Below are 17,770 nucleotides of genomic sequence, written 5' to 3' on the forward strand. Positions count from 1 at the left end.
AAATAATCAAAAAAAATCAAGATAATAAACCCTGTGTCATTTTTTTTACCTTAGCAAAAGAATCATTTTGTCTGTTGATGGTAGAGGTGACAACCGCTCCTTCTATTAAAAGGAAAATACTTTCGGCTATTAAATCAGGATCAGCTATTTGACCTTTTGCTGCACATTCATTGACAAGGGTTTTGATCAAATCTTTTTGCTTTTCTTTATGCTGTTTGGCAAAAGCTGAAACGGAAGGATTGCCTTCTCCTATTTCAGAAACAATTTTAATGAAATGACATCCTGCAAATTTTGAAGTCTGCTGTAGCTTTTTTCTGTAATCAATAAGTGCAAGAATCTTTTCTTTCGGGTCTGAAATTTTGGATGTGCTGTTTTCAAATCCTTCGAACCAATCCAATTCTTCTTTGATAAGATAAGCCTGAAGAAGATCATTTTTAGATGAAAAATGATTGTACAAAGAGCCAATCGCAATATCAGCCTCAGCAATAATCTGATTGATTCCCGTAGAATTATACCCCTGTTTATAAAATAAATCTGAAGCAACCCTGATAATTCTTTCGCGTACTTTTTCCTTTTTCATAATGAAAATTTTTACAAATGTAGACAAAAAAATAGAGAAGTCTATCTATTTTTAAAATTAAGATAAAAAACTTTATTTTAGATCCAGTAAATCATCCGCTCTGTTTAAAATATGAAATCATGAAACTGCTGTCCTTTTTTTGACCTTTTTATTGCTAATAGGCGTATCTTGCAGTCAGCCAAACAAAACCAATCCTGCAAAAAATATGAAACCTACCAATCCTGTTGTCTACTTTGAAATTCCTGTGAATGATCTTAAACGTGCTGAAAAGTTTTATTCTGAAGTTTTCAACTTTAGTTTTGAAAAAGAAATTATAGACAGCTATGAAATGGCTTTCTTTCCTTTTGAAGAAAAAAACGGTGGTATTACGGGAGCTTTAGCCAAAGGAGATGTCTACAAACCTTCTAAAAACGGAGTCATTATCTATTTTAAAACAGAAAATATTGACAGAACATTGGAACAAGCCGTTCACCATGGTGGTTCGGTTCTTTATCCTAAAAGAATTGACGAAAAATATGGGTTTGCTGTAGCAGAGTTTGAAGACCCGGAAGGAAACAGAATCGCACTGCATGAAACCGTAAAATAGCCATCCCATTTATTGCATATTATTTTTTTAACAGAATTACTGCATATTTTGTATATTTAAACAACCATTTGAAATCCAACTGGGTAAAGAACTATGGCGGAAGAACTTTATTTCATCAAGACCAATCCAACTATTGCCAAAATTAATTTGTACAATAAGTTGAGCCGTGAAGAAGAAAATATTCTGAAATTTCTTCAGCCTGAAGCGAAAAACACCCTTGAAACCATTAAAGAAAAAATCAAGGATTCTGTAGAAGAACTTACACAGGAAGAACTTCTGCTTATTTTTCAATGGTTTCATAAAGTCTATTCTTCAGATCATGAGGAGACCAAAACACAGCTTTTCATCAATGGTATAGATCTTTTTTATGAAATTCCAACAAATGTTCATGCTGAGAATTTTCTTCAGATTCTTTCGGACTATGAAAAACTGCTGAAACAGGACATGAATTATATTGTGGATTCTAAAAATTTCAATCAGTTTCTGATCTACGGAATTTTTCTGACAGAAATGATCAACAGAAAACAGCATCCTGATAATATCCTTTGTGAATATCTGAAACCGGATAACCAGTCTTTATACCTTCTGGCAGAAGACCAATGCGGGGTGAAAGATTTTGATCCCAACATCATTCCGGATCTTCAGCACTATTTTAATGATCTCTATGATCTGACCAAGTTTTATAAAGGTTCTATTATTAAACTGGAAAATCAATAAAAAAAAGAGGCTTTTCACGCCTCTATCAACATTTCAGGGTTTTTCATAAGGTAATCTAATGCTTCCCTCACAGCCTGTTCAGGGCTTTTGGGATTGAATCCCAGTTCATTTCTGGCTTTGGAAATATCAAAATCCTGCTGTAATCCTGAAAACATTGCAATATCTTTTCGGGTAAGTACCGGTGGCTTTCTGCTCAGCTTTGCGGTCAATTCCATGATACCAGCAATCGTAAACAGGATCCCTTTGGGAACGGCACGTGGAATACTCAGTTTCAGCTCCGGATAAAGGGTATTGGCAAGAATGGTGGTATCCGTGATTGTCATGCATTTTTCATTGGCAAGAATATAACGTTCACCGGAGCGTCCTTTTTCAGCTGCCAGATAGCATCCTTCCGCAACATCTTTTACATCAATCCAGTTCAGGGTAATTTTAGTATCTACCGGAATTTTTCTATTCAAAATTAATTTGAGAACTCCGTAGGAAACATTTAATGGTAAAAATGCCTTACTTCCAATCATCGCAGAAGGCATCACTGAAACCAGTTCTATTCCCAGTTTTGAAGCCAGCTCAAAAGCCAACTTCTCCCCGTCATTCTTAGAATTATAATACATATCTCTACGATCTGGATTATAACCTTTACTTTCTTTTGTAGGCAAGTGGGTATAATTAAGTGCTGCAATAGAACTTACGTACACTATTTTTTTTACACCTGCTTCTGCCGCTGCTTCGATGGTATTTCGGGTACCTTTGATATTCACGTCATAGATTTCTTTTTTTGGATCTTTAGCCCATAATTTAAAAGAAGCCCCTACCGCGTAAAATGTTTCTACTCCCTGAAGTGCTTTTAAAAAAGAGGTCTTATCAGTAATATCGGCTTGCACCAGCTCACAATCCAATCCTTCAAAAGGTTTTCTGTTCTCTGTATTTCTTACAGCTGCCCGTACCGGAAGCCCTTGTTTTAGTAAGAATCTGACTAAATTGTTTCCCAGATGTCCATTGGCTCCTGAAACAAGGCTTAGATTATTTTTTGTCATTGCATAAATTTTAATCTTGCAAAGTTCATTTTCCAGAAACCGGAACCACTTGACTTTTGTTAGTTAATTATTTTTCTCCGGATTCTGCTTAGACTTTCCGGTTTCATTCCTAAAAATGAGGCGATATACTGAATAGGAACATTCTGAATAATTTCGGGATAATCATTCATCAGTTTCAAATATCGTTGTTCAGCATTCAAAACAGATAATTCTCTGGAACGTTTTTCGTTATAGGTAATCGACTGCTGAAAAACCGAAATACTGAAATCTTTCATAGCCTGGCTTTGGCTGATCAGCTGGTCCAGGTTTTCTTTGGAAATTCTTAAAAGCTCAGAATTAGTGATGGATTCTATAGTATTTTCAGAAAGGGTCTGGCTGGTAAAATCTGAATAAGATGTAAAAAATCCCGGTGGACAATTGATATGCGTAGTCACTTCATTTCCATTCTCATCCATATAAAAAAGCCTAATATAACCTTCAATGATATAGTAAAGGTATTCGGGGATTTTCCCGGCCTCTTCTATTATTGTATTTTTTGAAAATGTTACAGGCTCAAAATATTTCCTGACCGCTTCAGTTTCTTCCAGGGTAAAATCATGACCAGAACACATATATTGTAAAAGCTTGTCGTGCATTGAAGTGAATATTTTTAATCCTATACAAAAATACCAAAAGAAAATTTCAATAATTACAAGTTTAAAAAATAGTCACCTATCCATGTAACATCTTGCATTCAATAATTGTCTTTAATACATAACCGAAAGAAAACTGCTACTCCAAATGCAGTAAAAATAATTATTGAACCAGGATAAAAACTATAACACAGCCGGCAGTCTCCTTTTACGATGCAGAACTGCTGGCTTTTTTATGTATCTGCTTTACTGCAAAAAGATAGTACCCTACTCCTCCTGCAACATAAGCCAGCACATCAAAAAAATCTCCGGTAAAATGAGTTGATAGTTTGGGACAGATCACTTCAAACAAAAAAGAGAGATACAGCACTGAGGTCAATACAAACTTCAAATCAGGTTTCCATTGATAACCGAGAATTCCATTCATGATATGTTCTATCAGATAACAATACATGGGAATTGTAATACAATCTGTAAAATGGTCATTGATAACGGGAATAACAATTCTGTTTGTTCTCAGCAGAATAATAATTCCCCATGTTGCCAGTCCCAGTAGGAACCAAAAGGAAATTCGTTTATTCATCACATATGCAAAACAGCCATTATTACTCCAAGAATAACCTGCAGTATTTTTGATATAACTTCCCCGGGATCTGTTTGGGTTTCTTGATCAGTACTTTCTGCCAACTCATCATTGAATTTTGATTTACCTTCCATTGTCATAAGATTTGATACTGCAAAGATATTAAATTAGAACAATTGTTCTAATTTTAAAAATATGATTTATATCCACTCTGATATTCTTATCTTTGGGTTATGAAGACCAAGGATAAAATTCTGTCTAAAGCACTGGAATTATTTAATGAGAAAGGGTACAACAATATTACCACAAGGCATATTGCTGCCGAACTTCACATCAGTGCAGGAAATCTGCACTACCATTTCAAACATTCTGAAGACATCATTACAATCCTATTCTCAGAGCTTACCCTGGAAATGGATGAGCTACTGAACCAGATGAAAAAAAAGGAAAATAAAAGTCTGGAAGATCTTTATCAGTTTACCTATTCTACCTGTGAAATTTTTTATTCTTACCGCTTTATATTTATCAATTTTATAGATATTCTGAATCGTAATCCTGACATCAAAGCCAATTATGAAGGGATTAATTTCAGCAGAAAAGAGGAATTTCAACTGATCTTTTCAGATCTTCAGAAGAACAATATATTTTTGAAAGATGTACCTCATTTTATTATAGATGGTCTTGTTGAGCAGATTTTCATCATTGCCGACAACTGGCTTACCCATAACAGACTTATTTTGAAACTTAATCCGAATGAGGCTATTCAGCATTATACCCTTCTGCAGATGAATCTTTTCTACCCACTTCTCAATAAAGAACAGCAAAAACTTTATGAACAGCAATACATCAGATAATCACATCATCCTTAGAAAAGGAGTTTACGATGATCTCCCGGCAATGTTGCAGCTGTTTACGGCAACAATAGATGAGGTGTGCAAAAAAGACTATAATCTACAACAGCTCGAAGCCTGGAAATCCGGTGCCGAGAATGAAGAAAGATGGATGAAGGTAATCAAAGATCAATACGTTGTTGTAGCTGTTACAGAGACTAAAATAGCAGGTTTCTGTACGCTCGACCAGGGAAATTATATTGATCTGCTCTTTGTACACAAAGATTGTCAGCATAGAGGAATTGCAACCCTGCTTTATCGTCACATTGAAAAGGAAGCTTTGCTGAATAATGAAAAAAAAATTACAGCTGATGTCAGTAAAACGGCCAGACCTTTTTTTAAAAAAAGAGGTTTTCATGTGGTTCAGGAACAGACTGTTCATGTAAAAGGAATTGCTATGACCAACTATAAAATGGTAAAAAATCTCATCTCTTAACTTTCAGGATTATGGAATTACGTTCAGAATATAACGAGTATAGAATTTCAGTTCCAAAGGAATTTGAAAACATATTTACTCATTTTTACTTTGCTGCAAATACTTCTGAATCCTCCATTACCAAAACGCTTTTACCCACTTATCAGACGATTTTGTTATTTTGTTTTGAAGAAAATGCAACGATGTCCACCCGGGAAAAGACCATCATAAGTGTTGATAAATGTATGGTTTTCGGGCCTGTAAGACAAGCCTTTGAATATACACTTCCCGCTGGCTGCTCTATTTTGGTTGTTAATTTTAAAGATGATGCTTTTTTCAGATTCTTCGGAAAAATATCCATTGAACAATCGGTAAGACATCCGGATGAATTGCTGGAAGAAAACTGCTTTACAGACCTTTGGCATCAGCTTACCAGATTAGATTCAGTCACCCAACAGGTGAATCATATTCTTGAATTCTGTAAGCCTTATCTCCAGGATCGGGATATCACCAGCCAGCTTTTGAGCAGTTTTGAAAACGATCTTTTAAATCCCATAAAAGTCATTGCAGAGCAAACCCATCAGACGGAAAGAAATATCCAACGGAAACAAAAAGAACAGTTTGGCTATTCTTTAAAAGAGCTTGCCCGCTACAACCGTTTTTTAAAAGCAATACAACTCATCGAAAAAGAGACTGAAAAACAAAATCAGGTCAAATGGTTTACCATTATTGATGAATGCGGTTATTATGATCAAAGCCAGCTCATCCATGATTTCAAGCATTTTATCAACATTTCTCCCGCTCAGTATTTAAAATTTCAACAGGAAATCTGTAATCCAAAATCTAAATAGTCCGTTTCGTTTTCTTACAATTTTTAAAAAGAGCACTCCGCTAATTTTGTCTCATTAATCTTAACAATCAAAACAATGAGACATTTAATTATTTACGCGCATCCTAATGAAAACAGCTTAAATCATCATCTTCTAAACACTGTTATTGAAACCCTTCAATCTCACAACGAGGAAATTATCGTGAGAGATCTTTACGACATCGGTTTCAATCCTGTTCTTTCTTTGAATGATATGCAGGGACAACGGATGGGAAAACTATCAGATGATGTAAAAACCGAACAGGATCATATTTCGTGGGCAGAACAAATTACTTTTATTTATCCTATCTGGTGGACCGGTCTTCCCGCAATGATGAAAGGATATATAGACCGTGTGTTCAGTTATGGTTTTGCTTACCGATATGACCAGGGCATACAGAAAGGTCTTCTGAAAGGCAAAAAAACCGTTATCATCAATACCCATGGAAAATCTCATGAAGAATATGAAAAAACAGGCATGGATAAAGCCCTTACTTTAACTTCTGACAATGGTATTTTTGTCTATTCCGGGCTTGAAATTATCAGACATTTCTTTTTTGATAAAGCAGATAAAGCTTCTCCTGAAAATCTGAAAATCTGGAAAGGTCAGATTAAAAATTTATACTATAAAAATGTTCTTAACTATTAATTTTTTTCATGAAAACAACGATAGAAAAACAGAGAATAAGCCCTATTTTACAGACTTCTTATCAGGTAACAAAGAAAATAATAAAATACAGTTTTTACATCTTTATCTTGTATTTTATTTTTAAGGAATTTATGGCATGAAATTAGCTTCAAAAATCGCAAGTAAAATTGTTTTGAACCATTATTTTAAGCCATTAAGATTGATGGATGGTTAAGTTTTTCTTTTAAAACAAATCTTGTTATAACCCTACAATGCGTCTTAATGGTTTAAATATTGGATCTTCAGGAAATTCCTGTATATTTACCTTATAATGAAACATCTGAACAGTATATTACGTCTTCCATTCTTCAGTGAATATTATACACCGGGCTATCGTTCGGGAAGACTTTCTATATCTGTAATCCAATAAAATAATCTAACGTTTATATAGAAGCCCGGACAGTACCTGTCCGGGCTTTTTTCATTTTAAAACTATTCAAACATGATTCATCCATTACAAGAAAATGTGGCTATCATCCTGCCTGAAAACGGTTTGGAAGAAAAACTGGCTCAAGCCGAAAAGGAAAACAGAAAACTTTCCATCAAACTGGGATTTGATCCCACCGCTCCGGATCTGCATCTGGGACACGCTGTAGTCTTAAAAAAACTGAAACAGTTTCAGGATCTGGGCCATCATATCATTATTGTCGTTGGAAGCTTTACGGCAAGAATTGGCGATCCCACCGGAAAAAATAAAGCCAGAAAACCTTTAAGTGCTGAAGATGTGCAGCATAATGCCCAGACTTATATCAATCAGCTTTCCAAGGTCATTGATGTACAGAAGACAAAGATTGTTTTCAATTCTGACTGGCTGGATGCTCTTGATTTTTCTGAAGTCATCCAACTGCTTTCAAAAGTGACCGTGGCTCAATTGATGCACCGCAATGATTTCAATAAAAGATTCACAGAAAATACACCTATTGCCATGCATGAACTGGTTTACCCGATTCTTCAGGGTTTTGATTCTGTAAAAATAGAGTGTGATATTGAAATGGGTGGCACGGATCAGCTATTCAACTGTACCATGGGAAGACAGCTTCAGGAAGTACATCAAATGCCTGCTCAGATTGTCATGTGTATGCCATTGCTGAGAGGGCTTGACGGAAAGGAAAAAATGAGCAAATCCCTGAACAATATTATCGGATTGACGGACGAACCTAATGAAATGTTTGGAAAAACCATGTCTATTCCGGATGCTTTGATTGAAGAATTTATCAATCTGACTACAGATTTTTCTATAGAAGAAAAAAACATGCTTCTTTCCAGCATACAAGAAGGGGAAAATCCAATGAATATCAAGAAGCTGATTGCTAAAAATATTATCAGTCAATACCACGATCCTGCTTCAGCAGAAAATGCAGAACAGTTTTTTATCAACCAATTTCAGAATAAAAATTTTGAAGAGAAAGTGTATGAACCTGTGGCTATTGATTCACTGAAAAGTACGGGGAACAGAATCTCTCTCGTTGAACTGTGTCATCAACTTAAAAATGACCTCAGCAAATCGGCGATCAGGAGATTAATAGAGAATGGAGGAGTTCAGATCAATACCCTTAGAATAACAGACTCAAATGAAGAAATGCAACTCACCCCTCAAACTAAAATAAAAATTGGGAGAAGGGGCTTTTTTGAGATAGTATAAGGCTGGAAGATGGAGGATAGGAAATGGAGGATCTTTAAGACGATGAACTTATGGAGGTTTTTGATTGGGATATTTTTTAAAAGAGCATTTTAATTTAAAAGACAAAAGAGTTCTTTACTACACAAAAATAACTTCCAGCTTCCTTTCCTTCCGCTTCCATCTTCCATCTCTCAGCTTATTTCAATATCTTCGTCCTGTTAAAAACTATTTCCAATGAGCTACATTATGGTTGACATAGAGTCGGACGGTCCGATTCCCGGAGATTTTTCAATGGTCTGTTTCGGAGCGGTACTCGTAAATGAAGAACTGGACACTACTTTTTATGGAAAATTAAAGCCTGTTTCTGAGAAGTTCACCCCAGATGCTTTAGCAGTTTCCGGATTCAGCAGGGAAGAAACAATGAATTTTGATGATCCTGAGAAAGTAATGCTGGCCTTTGAAGACTGGATTACCACTCATTCCAAAGGCAGACCTATTTTCATAAGTGACAATAATGGTTTCGACTGGATGTTTATCTGCTGGTATTTTCATCATTTTATCGGAAGAAATCCTTTTGGCTTTTCTTCCAGAAGACTTTCTGATCTGTACTGCGGGCTGGAAAAAGATACTTTTGCCCAATGGAAACATCTCCGCAAAACGGAACACACGCACAATCCGGTAGACGACGCCAGAGGAAATGCCGAAGTTTTGCTGTACATGAAAGAAGAAATGGGACTAAAAATTGCATTAAAGTAAGAACTCTAATCTTTGACTATGAATCCTGAACTGCATTATAAACAAGCTGATGAAACTGACATTGATTTTCTTCTCAATCTCAGAATGAAAACCATGAATCCGCACTATGAAACTTCAGGACTTTCTACTGACAGAGAAACAACCCTGCAAAGAGTTTTGTATCAGTTTGAAAAAGCTAATATTATTTTTTTACATGATCAGCCCATTGGACTATTAAAAGTAGACAGAACGTTTACCAATATCGAGGTTTTACAGCTTCAGATTGATCCAAGCCAACAGGGCAAAGGACTTGGAAAAAAGATCTTGTCAGATATTTTAGAAGAAGCTTCATTAGCTGGAAAAACGGTTTCATTAAGTGTTTTAAAAACCAATAAAGCACAGTATCTTTATCAAAGTCTTGGATTTAGAATTGTGGACGAGGATCAGTATTCTTATTTTATGGAAACGGAAAGACAGTAAATGTTTTTTTAAAGTTTTGCTATAGCCGTTGAATGTTTCCTTTGATTTAAATGATTTAAACACAAATCTCACAAATAAATGAGCACAAATGGCCACAATCATCTGTGAGATTCTTCATTACATTTCATTCCATTCAGAATGACACTCCGGAAACAAGCCTTGATTATCCGTTAGTCTTTACTGGTTTGCCATCGTTACATAGATCAATCTTCCGCCTTCTTCTGAGGAAAGCAGTATTTTTTTACCATCAATGAGTTCTACCATAGAACCTGGTGGAATTTCTTTCTGTTCTGTGACATCTTTCATACCGGATAATCCCTGATTCACCAATACCCATTTTTCGTGATGGAATGTAAAATATCCCACAGGCATTTTATCCTCCATCGTCAGATTTTCGTTACGTATCACTTTCCTGGAAACATGCCATTTGAACAGATACTGATTATGATAAACCATGAGCCTGTGATTTTCCGGTTTCCATACCTCATCATCAAATTTAAAATATAAGTCTAAAACGGGTAATGTTCCCTGATGAGGTGTTCCGCAGAACGGACATTTTGGATTGCTGCTATTATCAAAGACATACCATTTTTCTATACAGCCGGAATTCTGGCAAGGCTGGATCAAATCTACGGTTTTCAATAATGCGGCTTCCCATTCATTGGCCGTGGGACGTCTGATAGGATCATGCAAACCGTCAATGAATGTTTTTCTGAACAATTCTGAAATATATGGACCTGTAACGGTGTACGGAATCTTTTGAGGATCTCCCCAGAATGCATCCCACTTTCTGAGATGATCCGACTTCACATGGTTGGAATTATTTTCCGGATGTTCTATAAACATGGCTTTTTCTCCCATGGATAAAATTTCGTCCTTTTCGGAATCCAGATCCCAGATTTTTCCTCCACGCAGCGGATGTCTTCTCAAAAGATACATATAAATCAGAACGGCAAGTGCATGCAGATCTGTTTTTTGATTGGGTAAATGCCTATTCGGATCCTGAAGTTTTAAATGTTGTGTTTTCAGAACTTCGGGTGCAATAAAGTCGGCGGTTCCTATGACTTCCGGTGGAAAGAGTTTGGGAACCACAAGACCGTCAATATCGATAATACAGGCAGATTTTGTAACGGGATCTACCAGAATATTGTTATAAGACAAATCGGAGTGTGCCAGTCCCATCTGATGCAGCTTTTTCACTCCTCGGCTGATATTGACAGCAATCTGGAAATAGCTCAGCCAATCTCCCAATTCTGACTGATCAAGTCTCAACGGATACTGCTGATTCCTGAACATGGGAGCGGTAAACCACTTCCCCACTTTATCCTGTCCCTGGATATTATCTGAGCCAATATAGCCTTTGGCAAAATAAAATTTATCGTGATAAACAGGAACTACAATTCCCGTTAGTCTATTTCTTTCAACAATATCATAAGGCCATCTGAATATTTCATTCAGAAAATATTCAGAAGCATTTCCATTCCGTATACTTTGCAGATAGGTAGAAACAATCCTCATGATTCTTTCTTTCTGTCCTTCATCCAGCGGATTTCGGTAGAAAGCGACTACATAGTCTTTATCAGGCGAAAAATAAACATCTTTCACTCCGCCCCGGATAGGGTTTTCATCTACGTATTCATAGGATTTGGCTGTATCCAGAACAGAGACAACTTTAATAGTTTTTTTCATGGTATTAATAGATTATGGCCAATGTACGGTCATCATGATTTCCTCTGCTCCAGAAATCGCTCCAAATTAAAAGCTCTTCATCGATTTTTTCATCGTTAATAAAATCTGCTTTCGTCCGGTCATCATTATTTCCGGCAAGGTCTTCAAAAAGTGCTTTCCAGCTTTCTACATCTTCCAGTTTATTTTCTGTAGTAAATTTAGGATCATAAATACCATCTGTCATCAGCACGAGATAGGAAAAATCTTCTACACAGGTAATTTGGAAACGGGAAGCCATTTTATCATTAAAAATTTCTTTCATGGTGATAAAACGAGTGCCACCACCAAACTCTCCCACATCCATTCGGTTTAACAATTTTACTTCAGAAAAGTCTGTATTAATCAGATTGATCGGACAGTCACCCACTCCAAAGCTCAGAATCACATATCCGAAACTGAATTTCTTAAGCAAAGTAAAAATAAGTGTAGTGTGCAGATCATTCACAGAAAGGGCATTTTCTGCCGCTTTTTTTTCTAATGTGTGATAAACATGCAAGACACTTTCCGATAAGATATTGATGGTATCCTGCTTGGCTTTCAATTGTTCTTTATCAGGGAACTGATTGATATATAAAACATTGATGTTATTTTCAATCTGGTTTAAAATCTCCTGTGAGTTAAAAAAATGGTTGATCGTTGTAGTTGCCAGCCTTGAACCTTCTCTGGCAGCTGAGGCAGAGCCCGCTCCATCTGAAACAGAAATAATATTCCAGCCGTTGGGAAGCGTATTTACGGCAAAATCGTCTTCACGAAATTTACCTTCATGAGCGTGAGAACGTCCTCTTTTGGAGACTACAACAATTTTTTTGTCTGAAAAAGAACCTTTGTATGAGTCTTCTTCCGATTTATAAAAAGCAGCATTGGTATCGCTAGGAATATTTCTCCACAAATCTTTAGGATCTGCGTTGACAAACAGTTGGATTTTTTTTATTTCAATTTGATTCTGATCATGAGTGTGATAAAACCGAACATCCAGATGGTACATATTATTCTTTAACGGAATTCCTGAAATAGTATCATTTTCAAAACTAAGTCCTGTTTCTTCCAGGTTTCCGATATTCTGAATCCTGATGTTGGGAAACTCTTCCATCTCGAGACTGAACTCATAGAACTGTTTGGCACTGGCATTTTTCAATACCCAATGAACGTCTTTGAATTCTTCCTTTTCTTTATAAATAAGAGCCTGTTCCATACTTTTTGGTTTGGATTCATCAGCTGATTTCCTGAAAAATTTCCCCATCATTAGCCCAACGTTCTGTTAATGTCAAATCCTCCTCCGGAAAATCCATAATAATCGGAAGTTCCACACCACGGACATTTACTGTATCCTTCTCCCCTCAGGCAATGAATTCCTCCACACGAGCAGGTAGCCAGCGCAATGGGATTGGCACAGTGAGGGCATGAAGTTCCTCCGTCCAGTTCTTCGATATTGATTTTAAGATGAGTTTTCTGATTGGAAGAAAGTCTGTAGTAGGCTTTTTCATCAATTTTATACGCTCCGTCCAGTCTGTAATATCTTGTAGCCATTCCCGGTATGCTTGATTCTGCAAATGTTTTTTTGAATTTCATCAGATAAAGCTTTTCCGTTTCCTGGCATTTTCCATTCAATACTACAAAATTATTATCAGGAAATCTCTGTTCCATTTCAGGATCTACTTTCTCCAGAATAATGGAATCAATTTTAGACAAATTAATTCCTTCTTTTTTTGCTTCTGTGACACTCTGGCTGGTTGTTTTAATAGAATCCGTTACCCATTTGAAAAACTCTTTGTAAGAATTCTCATCAGAATTATTGAACAGTAAAACATGGTCTGCCAGAGAACCGAGAAGTTTATAATTGGTATTTTCTCCAATAGAAACGGCAATAGTGTTAGATTTTCCATTGTATTTGGTATTCCATCTTTCAATGGCTTTGGTGGCATCATCAGTGGGAACTCCGTCTGTAAAAAGGAACACTATAGGTTTCCAGTCGCCTTTTTTTTCATACGTTGTTTTCACAATATCCTTGTCGATACAATCCATTACTTTGATTAATCCCTGGGAAAGCGATGTTCCACTTCCGATTGGGATTTTTGGCGGATAAAAACTGATAATATCCTGCATGGGAGTAATCACTTCCGCTTCTCCTGCAAAACCTATCACAGAAATGTAAACCGTTTCCAGTGAATACGGATCTTTTTTTAATTCCCTGATGATATTGGCGATACCTTCCTGTACCTGCTCTATAGGCTCTCCTACCATAGATTCGGAGATATCTACTAAAAAATAAATAGGCAGTCTTCTCATGGTGTAAAGACAATATTTTAAATAATAATAGTAAGCTCCGATGGTGGCGGAGGTAATGTCATATTTTCTCCCGTATTCTGAGATTGTCCTCCCTGTGTAATGGAAGAGCTCACCCATTTGAAAAAGGAAGAAAGAGTAATCGCGTCTGTAGTATCCAGTTTTACTACATGATCGGTCAGTTCTTTCAAAAACTGCTCATCTGCTTTCGGGCCTGCTGCACATCCTACGATAGCCCCAAATTCCATCCCTCTGATCACAGGGATCATCTGCCTGTACTTCTGAATATCCGAAGGTTTTCCATCCGTAAATATAAACAGTAATGGCTGCCAGTCTCCTTTTGCATCGGCCGATTCTTTTACAATTTCTCTCTGAACCAGTTCAGAAACCATTTCCAAAGCAGCTCCTGTATGCGTAGGGCCACTATCCGGACAAGTAATCTCCATTGGATAAAAACTTGCCAGATCTGTTAAGGGTATAATATTCTTAACCTCTCTATCAAAGGTAATGACACTTAAATGCAGGCTGTCCATCGCCTGCGGATCCGCGCGAAGCATACTGATAAGACCGTTGAAACCATTGTTCAGTGCCTGAATAGGTTCTCCGTTCATAGACCCTGAAGTATCCAATAAAAAATAAGCTAATAATCTCCTGCTCATTATAGACAAGTATTAATTCTGAAGCCGGCGGAGGGAGTCGGAGACTTCCAAGCCGGCTTTTATATGAGTTGAAAAAAATTGAAAATCTAGTTCGAATAAGCGTATTGCTGTCTCAGAATATCGATAAAATTATCTGTATTATGAGGCTCTCCTACAGCGCGGAATTTCCAGTCGCCATTGTGACGGTAGGCTTCTGCAAAAACCATTGCACATTTACCATTCATGCTTGAATCGCCGGAAAGGCTGTATTTTGTAATTTCTTTTCCTGAAGCATCTACCGCACGGATAAATGCATTTTCGATCATTCCGAAGTGCTGGTTATTGGTTCTTCCCTGATAAATGGTAACAATGAACACAATCTTCTGATAGCTCTGATCCAGCTGATCCAGTCTTACAATGATCTGCTCATCATCGCCATCTCCAGCTCCGGTTCTGTTATCTCCGGTAAGCCATACATTTCCGCTTGGGTGCTGCATAGAATTGAAGAAAACCACATCTCCCTGATAAAGCCCCATCTGTCTTCCGTCATTGGTCTGCACCGTTCTTCCAAGATTAGCTACTTTTCCGTTGCCATCCAAAAGAAAGGCTACAGCATCAAGATCATATTCTGCTTCCTTGCTGAACAGTTTACCGAAGAATCCACTGCTTTGTTTTCTTACATCCCATCCTAGACCGATGGTTACTTTTGAAAGATCATAAACGTTTTCTCCGCGGTCATTCTTTCTTAAATCTATCGTTTGTCCTTTCTGTAAATTAATTGCCATAGTTATAGTTTTTGTGTATTTGATGATTTATTTGATGATTTGCCCTTTGTAGTATTTTTCAAGGAAGAAGCCTAAATCTGCTCTGTATCCTATCCCTGAAGCTTCAAATTTCCAGCTTCCGTTTCTTTTGTACAGTCTTCCGAACTCTACTCCTGTTTCGATAGAGAAATCCTCATCCAGTTCGTATTTTGCAATTTCCTGGTTGGAATGGTTATCTACTACTCTGATATAGGAGTTTCTTACCTGTCCGAAATTCTGTCTTCTTCTTTCAAAATCTTCTATGGTGACCACAAAAAGGATCTCTTCTACTCTTGAATCTACTTTATCAAGGTCTATAATGATCGCTTCATCATCGTCACCATCACTGTTTTTACCACTCGGATCATCTCCTGTATGGGTAAGTGCTCCATCCGGAGAATTCAGGTTATTGTAAAAAACGAAGTATTCTTCGCTTACTAATTTTCTGTCAGAATCAATCATGATTGCAGAAGCATCCAGGTCAAAATCGTAGCCGGTTCCTTCATTCGGATCCCAGCCTAATCCAATCGTCATTTTCGTCAATCCTATCTCGATCTTTTGTCCTTTCTGTAGATTAATTGCCATAGTGTTTTATATTATGATTATTTTTTGCATTAAGATAGAAGTGATTTACGAATTGACCAAATTTATTGATGAAAAAATGTTCCATACCGCTTAATTTTAAACTCTTTAAATCACAAAAATGCTCATAAAAAAAGGTCCAATTAAAAAATTGAACCTTGCATTATATAAAAAATGTATTGAATTAATTTTCAAATTCTTTATCTGAAACAGCAGCATTTCTTGCTTTGGCCAGCATAGGAATGGAAATTAATCCCATCACCAGCATAATCACAATCTGCAACGGTAAAGAAATAAAGGAATAGGTAAGTCCCATTTCACCTCCAAAATCTGCACTTTTTCCTACTGAGATGAAAAGAGCCATAAAACCATACTTCATGGCAAGGTTATACGCTCCGATTCCTCCACTGGCAGGAATAATCATTCCCAGTGTTCCCACTACAATAATGAAAAATCCATCTGCAAAGGTAAATGCTGAAGTTTCAGGAAGGGCAAAGCATACCAGATAAGCTGCTAAATAATAGCAAATCCAGATTCCTAATGTATAAAGAATGAATTTCCCTTTTTCTTTTAATTTAAAGATGGAAGTTATCCCCTGAAAAATCCCGTCAATAAAGCTAACCACTTTTCCTAAAAACGGAACTTCTGCCAGTTTCTTTCTAAATACAAAAAATAAGACTGTTCCTATTACCAGAATGGAAAGGATGAATATTATTTTAGTAGGATTGATATTGACTCCTGAGTTTTTATAGAATGACAGAATTGCATCATATTTGAACAATAATGTCAGTCCTAAGAAACCAAGCATACAGATCAGGTCTACTACTCTTTCCAGAATAATAGTTCCAAAAGATTTATCTACAGGTACTTTTTCCACCCCATATAAAGCGGTTGCCCTTGCTACTTCGCCACTTCTGGGAATCGTAAGGTTCATCAGATAACCAAATGAGATAGACCAAAGCGCATTGGAATTGGAAATTCTGTGTCCCATCGGCTCCAGCATCAGATTCCAGCGGATTGCCCTGAACCAGTAAGCCAGAAGACCAAATACAGAAGCAAACAATACCCAGATATAATTAGCTTTTGCCAGTGATTTTTGAATGACTTTAAAATCCAGCCCTCTTAAGGCAAGCCATAAAAAAAAGCCTGCAAAAGCAAGCGATATTACTATTGTAAGTATTGATTTTACCGGACTTTTTGATGTTTTCTCCATGTACTACGTAAGAAGGTTTGTTTTTTCATCCGGGAAAACGATCTTCGGCTGGAAATCTTTTGCTTCCTCCGGAGTCATCTGAGCATAAGCAATAATGATGATAATATCATCTTTCTGTACTTTTCTTGCTGCGGGACCATTCAGACACACTTCTCCTGATTTTCTTTTCCCTTTGATCACGTAGGTATCAAAACGTTCTCCGTTGTTCACATTCACGATATAGACTCTTTCTCCCACTACCAGACCGGCAGCTTCTATAAGATCTTCATCGATCGTTATACTCCCTATATAATTAAGGTCAGAGGCAGTTACTCTCACCCTATGAATCTTAGACTTGAAAACTTCTATTAACATGCTGCAAATTTATTAATAAAAATTAATAAAACAGGTCTTTATTATCATTTTAAAACTCCCACAAACACAGGGGTTTAATTTCACAAAACATAAGAAATTTAAAAATTACTTATAGATTTAACAATCATATGGTCAAAAAAATTAATTGTTTATACACAATTTAGGATTTAATAAATACGAAAAATAATATTAACTTTTTGCTAAAGTCAATACACATAAGCATTTGGCATGATTTTAGTAACCTGTAACGTAGATTTTCTGTGAAAAGTGGAATTATCATATTTTAACTGATTTCAGTGAAAAGCAAAAAAATTTTACAAGTTTTAATAAAAAAATTGCA

The 17,770-nt window shown here is 36.5% G+C and carries 22 protein-coding genes; 9 read left to right on the plus strand and 13 right to left on the minus strand.

From position 1 onward, the window contains the following. Positions 1-16 precede the first annotated feature (16 nt). Positions 17-580, minus strand: a complete 564-nt coding sequence (locus PZ898_RS10210; RefSeq protein ID WP_062673890.1) for a TetR/AcrR family transcriptional regulator — start codon at positions 578-580, stop codon at positions 17-19. A 205-nt stretch (positions 581-785) separates the two neighbouring features. Between PZ898_RS10210 and PZ898_RS10215 the strand changes: the two genes are divergently transcribed. Both PZ898_RS10215 and PZ898_RS10220 read left to right on the plus strand, forming a co-directional pair. Beyond that, entirely contained in the window at positions 786-1,166 is a 381-nt protein-coding gene (locus tag PZ898_RS10215) for a VOC family protein (RefSeq protein WP_277695437.1), read from the plus strand. 93 nt (positions 1,167-1,259) lie between these two features. Beyond that, the gene (locus PZ898_RS10220) at positions 1,260-1,883 is read left to right on the plus strand and encodes a hypothetical protein (RefSeq protein WP_062673888.1); all 624 of its coding nucleotides are present in this window, start codon (positions 1,260-1,262) and stop codon (positions 1,881-1,883) included. 14 nt (positions 1,884-1,897) lie between these two features. Here the strand turns inward: PZ898_RS10220 and PZ898_RS10225 are convergent, their stop codons facing one another. The 4 genes from PZ898_RS10225 to PZ898_RS10240 all read right to left on the minus strand — a co-directional run bounded on the left by PZ898_RS10225 (position 1,898) and on the right by PZ898_RS10240 (position 4,266). Further along, the gene (locus PZ898_RS10225) at positions 1,898-2,917 is read right to left on the minus strand and encodes an NAD-dependent epimerase/dehydratase family protein (protein WP_062673886.1); all 1,020 of its coding nucleotides are present in this window, start codon (positions 2,915-2,917) and stop codon (positions 1,898-1,900) included. A gap of 59 nt (positions 2,918-2,976) precedes the next feature. Next, a complete protein-coding gene (locus PZ898_RS10230) occupies positions 2,977-3,552 on the minus strand; it encodes a Crp/Fnr family transcriptional regulator (RefSeq protein WP_277695438.1) in 576 nt (191 codons plus the stop codon). Positions 3,553-3,757: 205 nt separating this feature from the next. Next, a complete protein-coding gene (locus PZ898_RS10235; RefSeq protein ID WP_123279255.1) occupies positions 3,758-4,132 on the minus strand; it encodes a hypothetical protein in 375 nt (124 codons plus the stop codon). Next, positions 4,132-4,266 carry a hypothetical protein gene (locus PZ898_RS10240; RefSeq protein ID WP_262486814.1) on the minus strand — a complete coding sequence of 45 codons (135 nt, stop codon included), beginning with the start codon at positions 4,264-4,266 and terminating at the stop codon, positions 4,132-4,134. Before PZ898_RS10240 ends, PZ898_RS10235 begins: the two co-directional genes overlap by 1 nt. A gap of 99 nt (positions 4,267-4,365) precedes the next feature. Here PZ898_RS10240 and PZ898_RS10245 point away from each other — a divergent pair, with 99 nt between their 5' ends. From PZ898_RS10245 to PZ898_RS10275, 7 genes are all read left to right on the plus strand, one after another. Beyond that, entirely contained in the window at positions 4,366-4,986 is a 621-nt protein-coding gene (locus PZ898_RS10245; RefSeq protein WP_062673882.1) for a TetR/AcrR family transcriptional regulator, read from the plus strand. Next, entirely contained in the window at positions 4,964-5,458 is a 495-nt protein-coding gene (locus tag PZ898_RS10250; RefSeq protein ID WP_062673880.1) for a GNAT family N-acetyltransferase, read from the plus strand. The genes PZ898_RS10245 and PZ898_RS10250 overlap by 23 nt, the downstream gene beginning before the upstream one ends. 11 nt (positions 5,459-5,469) lie before the next feature. Continuing rightward, on the plus strand, positions 5,470-6,288 hold the full coding sequence (locus PZ898_RS10255) for a helix-turn-helix domain-containing protein (protein WP_277695439.1): 819 nt from the start codon (positions 5,470-5,472) through the stop codon (positions 6,286-6,288). Between the two features lie 75 nt (positions 6,289-6,363). Beyond that, a complete protein-coding gene (locus PZ898_RS10260) occupies positions 6,364-6,954 on the plus strand; it encodes an NAD(P)H-dependent oxidoreductase (protein WP_277695440.1) in 591 nt (196 codons plus the stop codon). Between the two features lie 481 nt (positions 6,955-7,435). Next, complete coding sequence (gene tyrS / locus PZ898_RS10265; RefSeq protein WP_277695441.1) at positions 7,436-8,635, plus strand: tyrosine--tRNA ligase; 1,200 nt, start codon at positions 7,436-7,438, stop codon at positions 8,633-8,635. Between the two features lie 213 nt (positions 8,636-8,848). Then, positions 8,849-9,370, plus strand: coding sequence for a 3'-5' exoribonuclease (locus tag PZ898_RS10270; RefSeq protein ID WP_277695442.1), 522 nt, complete (start codon positions 8,849-8,851; stop codon positions 9,368-9,370). A gap of 18 nt (positions 9,371-9,388) precedes the next feature. Then, positions 9,389-9,829 (plus strand): GNAT family N-acetyltransferase, encoded by a 441-nt coding sequence (locus tag PZ898_RS10275; protein WP_277695443.1) that lies wholly within the window; start codon positions 9,389-9,391, stop codon positions 9,827-9,829. 177 nt (positions 9,830-10,006) lie between these two features. Here PZ898_RS10275 and PZ898_RS10280 read toward each other — a convergent pair whose 3' ends face one another. The 8 genes from PZ898_RS10280 to panD form a co-directional block, all read right to left on the minus strand. After that, entirely contained in the window at positions 10,007-11,518 is a 1,512-nt protein-coding gene (locus PZ898_RS10280) for a kinase (RefSeq protein WP_277695444.1), read from the minus strand. 4 nt (positions 11,519-11,522) lie between these two features. Next, the gene (locus PZ898_RS10285) at positions 11,523-12,800 is read right to left on the minus strand and encodes a PP2C family serine/threonine-protein phosphatase (protein WP_277695445.1); all 1,278 of its coding nucleotides are present in this window, start codon (positions 12,798-12,800) and stop codon (positions 11,523-11,525) included. Continuing rightward, positions 12,800-13,843: a TerY-C metal binding domain-containing protein gene (locus PZ898_RS10290; RefSeq protein ID WP_277695446.1), complete on the minus strand. Its 1,044-nt coding sequence runs from the start codon at positions 13,841-13,843 to the stop codon at positions 12,800-12,802. Before PZ898_RS10290 ends, PZ898_RS10285 begins: the two co-directional genes overlap by 1 nt. Positions 13,844-13,860: 17 nt before the next feature. Continuing rightward, positions 13,861-14,499, minus strand: coding sequence for a VWA domain-containing protein (locus tag PZ898_RS10295; protein ID WP_062673861.1), 639 nt, complete (start codon positions 14,497-14,499; stop codon positions 13,861-13,863). An 86-nt stretch (positions 14,500-14,585) separates the two neighbouring features. Next, on the minus strand, positions 14,586-15,263 hold the full coding sequence (locus tag PZ898_RS10300; protein WP_277695447.1) for a TerD family protein: 678 nt from the start codon (positions 15,261-15,263) through the stop codon (positions 14,586-14,588). Between the two features lie 27 nt (positions 15,264-15,290). Beyond that, positions 15,291-15,866: a TerD family protein gene (locus PZ898_RS10305; RefSeq protein ID WP_034698933.1), complete on the minus strand. Its 576-nt coding sequence runs from the start codon at positions 15,864-15,866 to the stop codon at positions 15,291-15,293. Positions 15,867-16,047: 181 nt separating this feature from the next. After that, entirely contained in the window at positions 16,048-17,076 is a 1,029-nt protein-coding gene (locus PZ898_RS10310; RefSeq protein WP_062673859.1) for a lysylphosphatidylglycerol synthase transmembrane domain-containing protein, read from the minus strand. A gap of 3 nt (positions 17,077-17,079) precedes the next feature. Continuing rightward, on the minus strand, positions 17,080-17,430 hold the full coding sequence (panD, locus tag PZ898_RS10315; protein WP_002976902.1) for an aspartate 1-decarboxylase: 351 nt from the start codon (positions 17,428-17,430) through the stop codon (positions 17,080-17,082). Between the last annotated feature and the right edge of the window lie 340 nt (positions 17,431-17,770).

It is taken from the genome of Chryseobacterium sp. WX, assembly GCF_029542485.1.
In the GTDB taxonomy this organism is placed as follows: domain Bacteria; phylum Bacteroidota; class Bacteroidia; order Flavobacteriales; family Weeksellaceae; genus Chryseobacterium; species Chryseobacterium cucumeris.

Bases quoted from the DNA above. Each gene is read 5' to 3' on its own strand.
- PZ898_RS10210 (WP_062673890.1), bottom strand. From the start codon at position 580: ATGAAAAAGGAAAAAGTACGCGAAAGAATTATCAGGGTTGCTTCAGAT.
- PZ898_RS10215 (WP_277695437.1), top strand. From the start codon at position 786: ATGAAACCTACCAATCCTGTTGTCTACTTTGAAATTCCTGTGAATGAT.
- PZ898_RS10220 (WP_062673888.1), top strand. From the start codon at position 1,260: ATGGCGGAAGAACTTTATTTCATCAAGACCAATCCAACTATTGCCAAA.
- PZ898_RS10225 (WP_062673886.1), bottom strand. From the start codon at position 2,917: ATGACAAAAAATAATCTAAGCCTTGTTTCAGGAGCCAATGGACATCTG.
- PZ898_RS10230 (WP_277695438.1), bottom strand. From the start codon at position 3,552: ATGCACGACAAGCTTTTACAATATATGTGTTCTGGTCATGATTTTACC.
- PZ898_RS10235 (WP_123279255.1), bottom strand. From the start codon at position 4,132: ATGAATAAACGAATTTCCTTTTGGTTCCTACTGGGACTGGCAACATGG.
- PZ898_RS10240 (WP_262486814.1), bottom strand. From the start codon at position 4,266: ATGGAAGGTAAATCAAAATTCAATGATGAGTTGGCAGAAAGTACTGAT.
- PZ898_RS10245 (WP_062673882.1), top strand. From the start codon at position 4,366: ATGAAGACCAAGGATAAAATTCTGTCTAAAGCACTGGAATTATTTAAT.
- PZ898_RS10250 (WP_062673880.1), top strand. From the start codon at position 4,964: ATGAACAGCAATACATCAGATAATCACATCATCCTTAGAAAAGGAGTT.
- PZ898_RS10255 (WP_277695439.1), top strand. From the start codon at position 5,470: ATGGAATTACGTTCAGAATATAACGAGTATAGAATTTCAGTTCCAAAG.
- PZ898_RS10260 (WP_277695440.1), top strand. From the start codon at position 6,364: ATGAGACATTTAATTATTTACGCGCATCCTAATGAAAACAGCTTAAAT.
- tyrS (WP_277695441.1), top strand. From the start codon at position 7,436: ATGATTCATCCATTACAAGAAAATGTGGCTATCATCCTGCCTGAAAAC.
- PZ898_RS10270 (WP_277695442.1), top strand. From the start codon at position 8,849: ATGAGCTACATTATGGTTGACATAGAGTCGGACGGTCCGATTCCCGGA.
- PZ898_RS10275 (WP_277695443.1), top strand. From the start codon at position 9,389: ATGAATCCTGAACTGCATTATAAACAAGCTGATGAAACTGACATTGAT.
- PZ898_RS10280 (WP_277695444.1), bottom strand. From the start codon at position 11,518: ATGAAAAAAACTATTAAAGTTGTCTCTGTTCTGGATACAGCCAAATCC.
- PZ898_RS10285 (WP_277695445.1), bottom strand. From the start codon at position 12,800: ATGATGGGGAAATTTTTCAGGAAATCAGCTGATGAATCCAAACCAAAA.
- PZ898_RS10290 (WP_277695446.1), bottom strand. From the start codon at position 13,843: ATGAGAAGACTGCCTATTTATTTTTTAGTAGATATCTCCGAATCTATG.
- PZ898_RS10295 (WP_062673861.1), bottom strand. From the start codon at position 14,499: ATGAGCAGGAGATTATTAGCTTATTTTTTATTGGATACTTCAGGGTCT.
- PZ898_RS10300 (WP_277695447.1), bottom strand. From the start codon at position 15,263: ATGGCAATTAATTTACAGAAAGGACAAACGATAGATTTAAGAAAGAAT.
- PZ898_RS10305 (WP_034698933.1), bottom strand. From the start codon at position 15,866: ATGGCAATTAATCTACAGAAAGGACAAAAGATCGAGATAGGATTGACG.
- PZ898_RS10310 (WP_062673859.1), bottom strand. From the start codon at position 17,076: ATGGAGAAAACATCAAAAAGTCCGGTAAAATCAATACTTACAATAGTA.
- panD (WP_002976902.1), bottom strand. From the start codon at position 17,430: ATGTTAATAGAAGTTTTCAAGTCTAAGATTCATAGGGTGAGAGTAACT.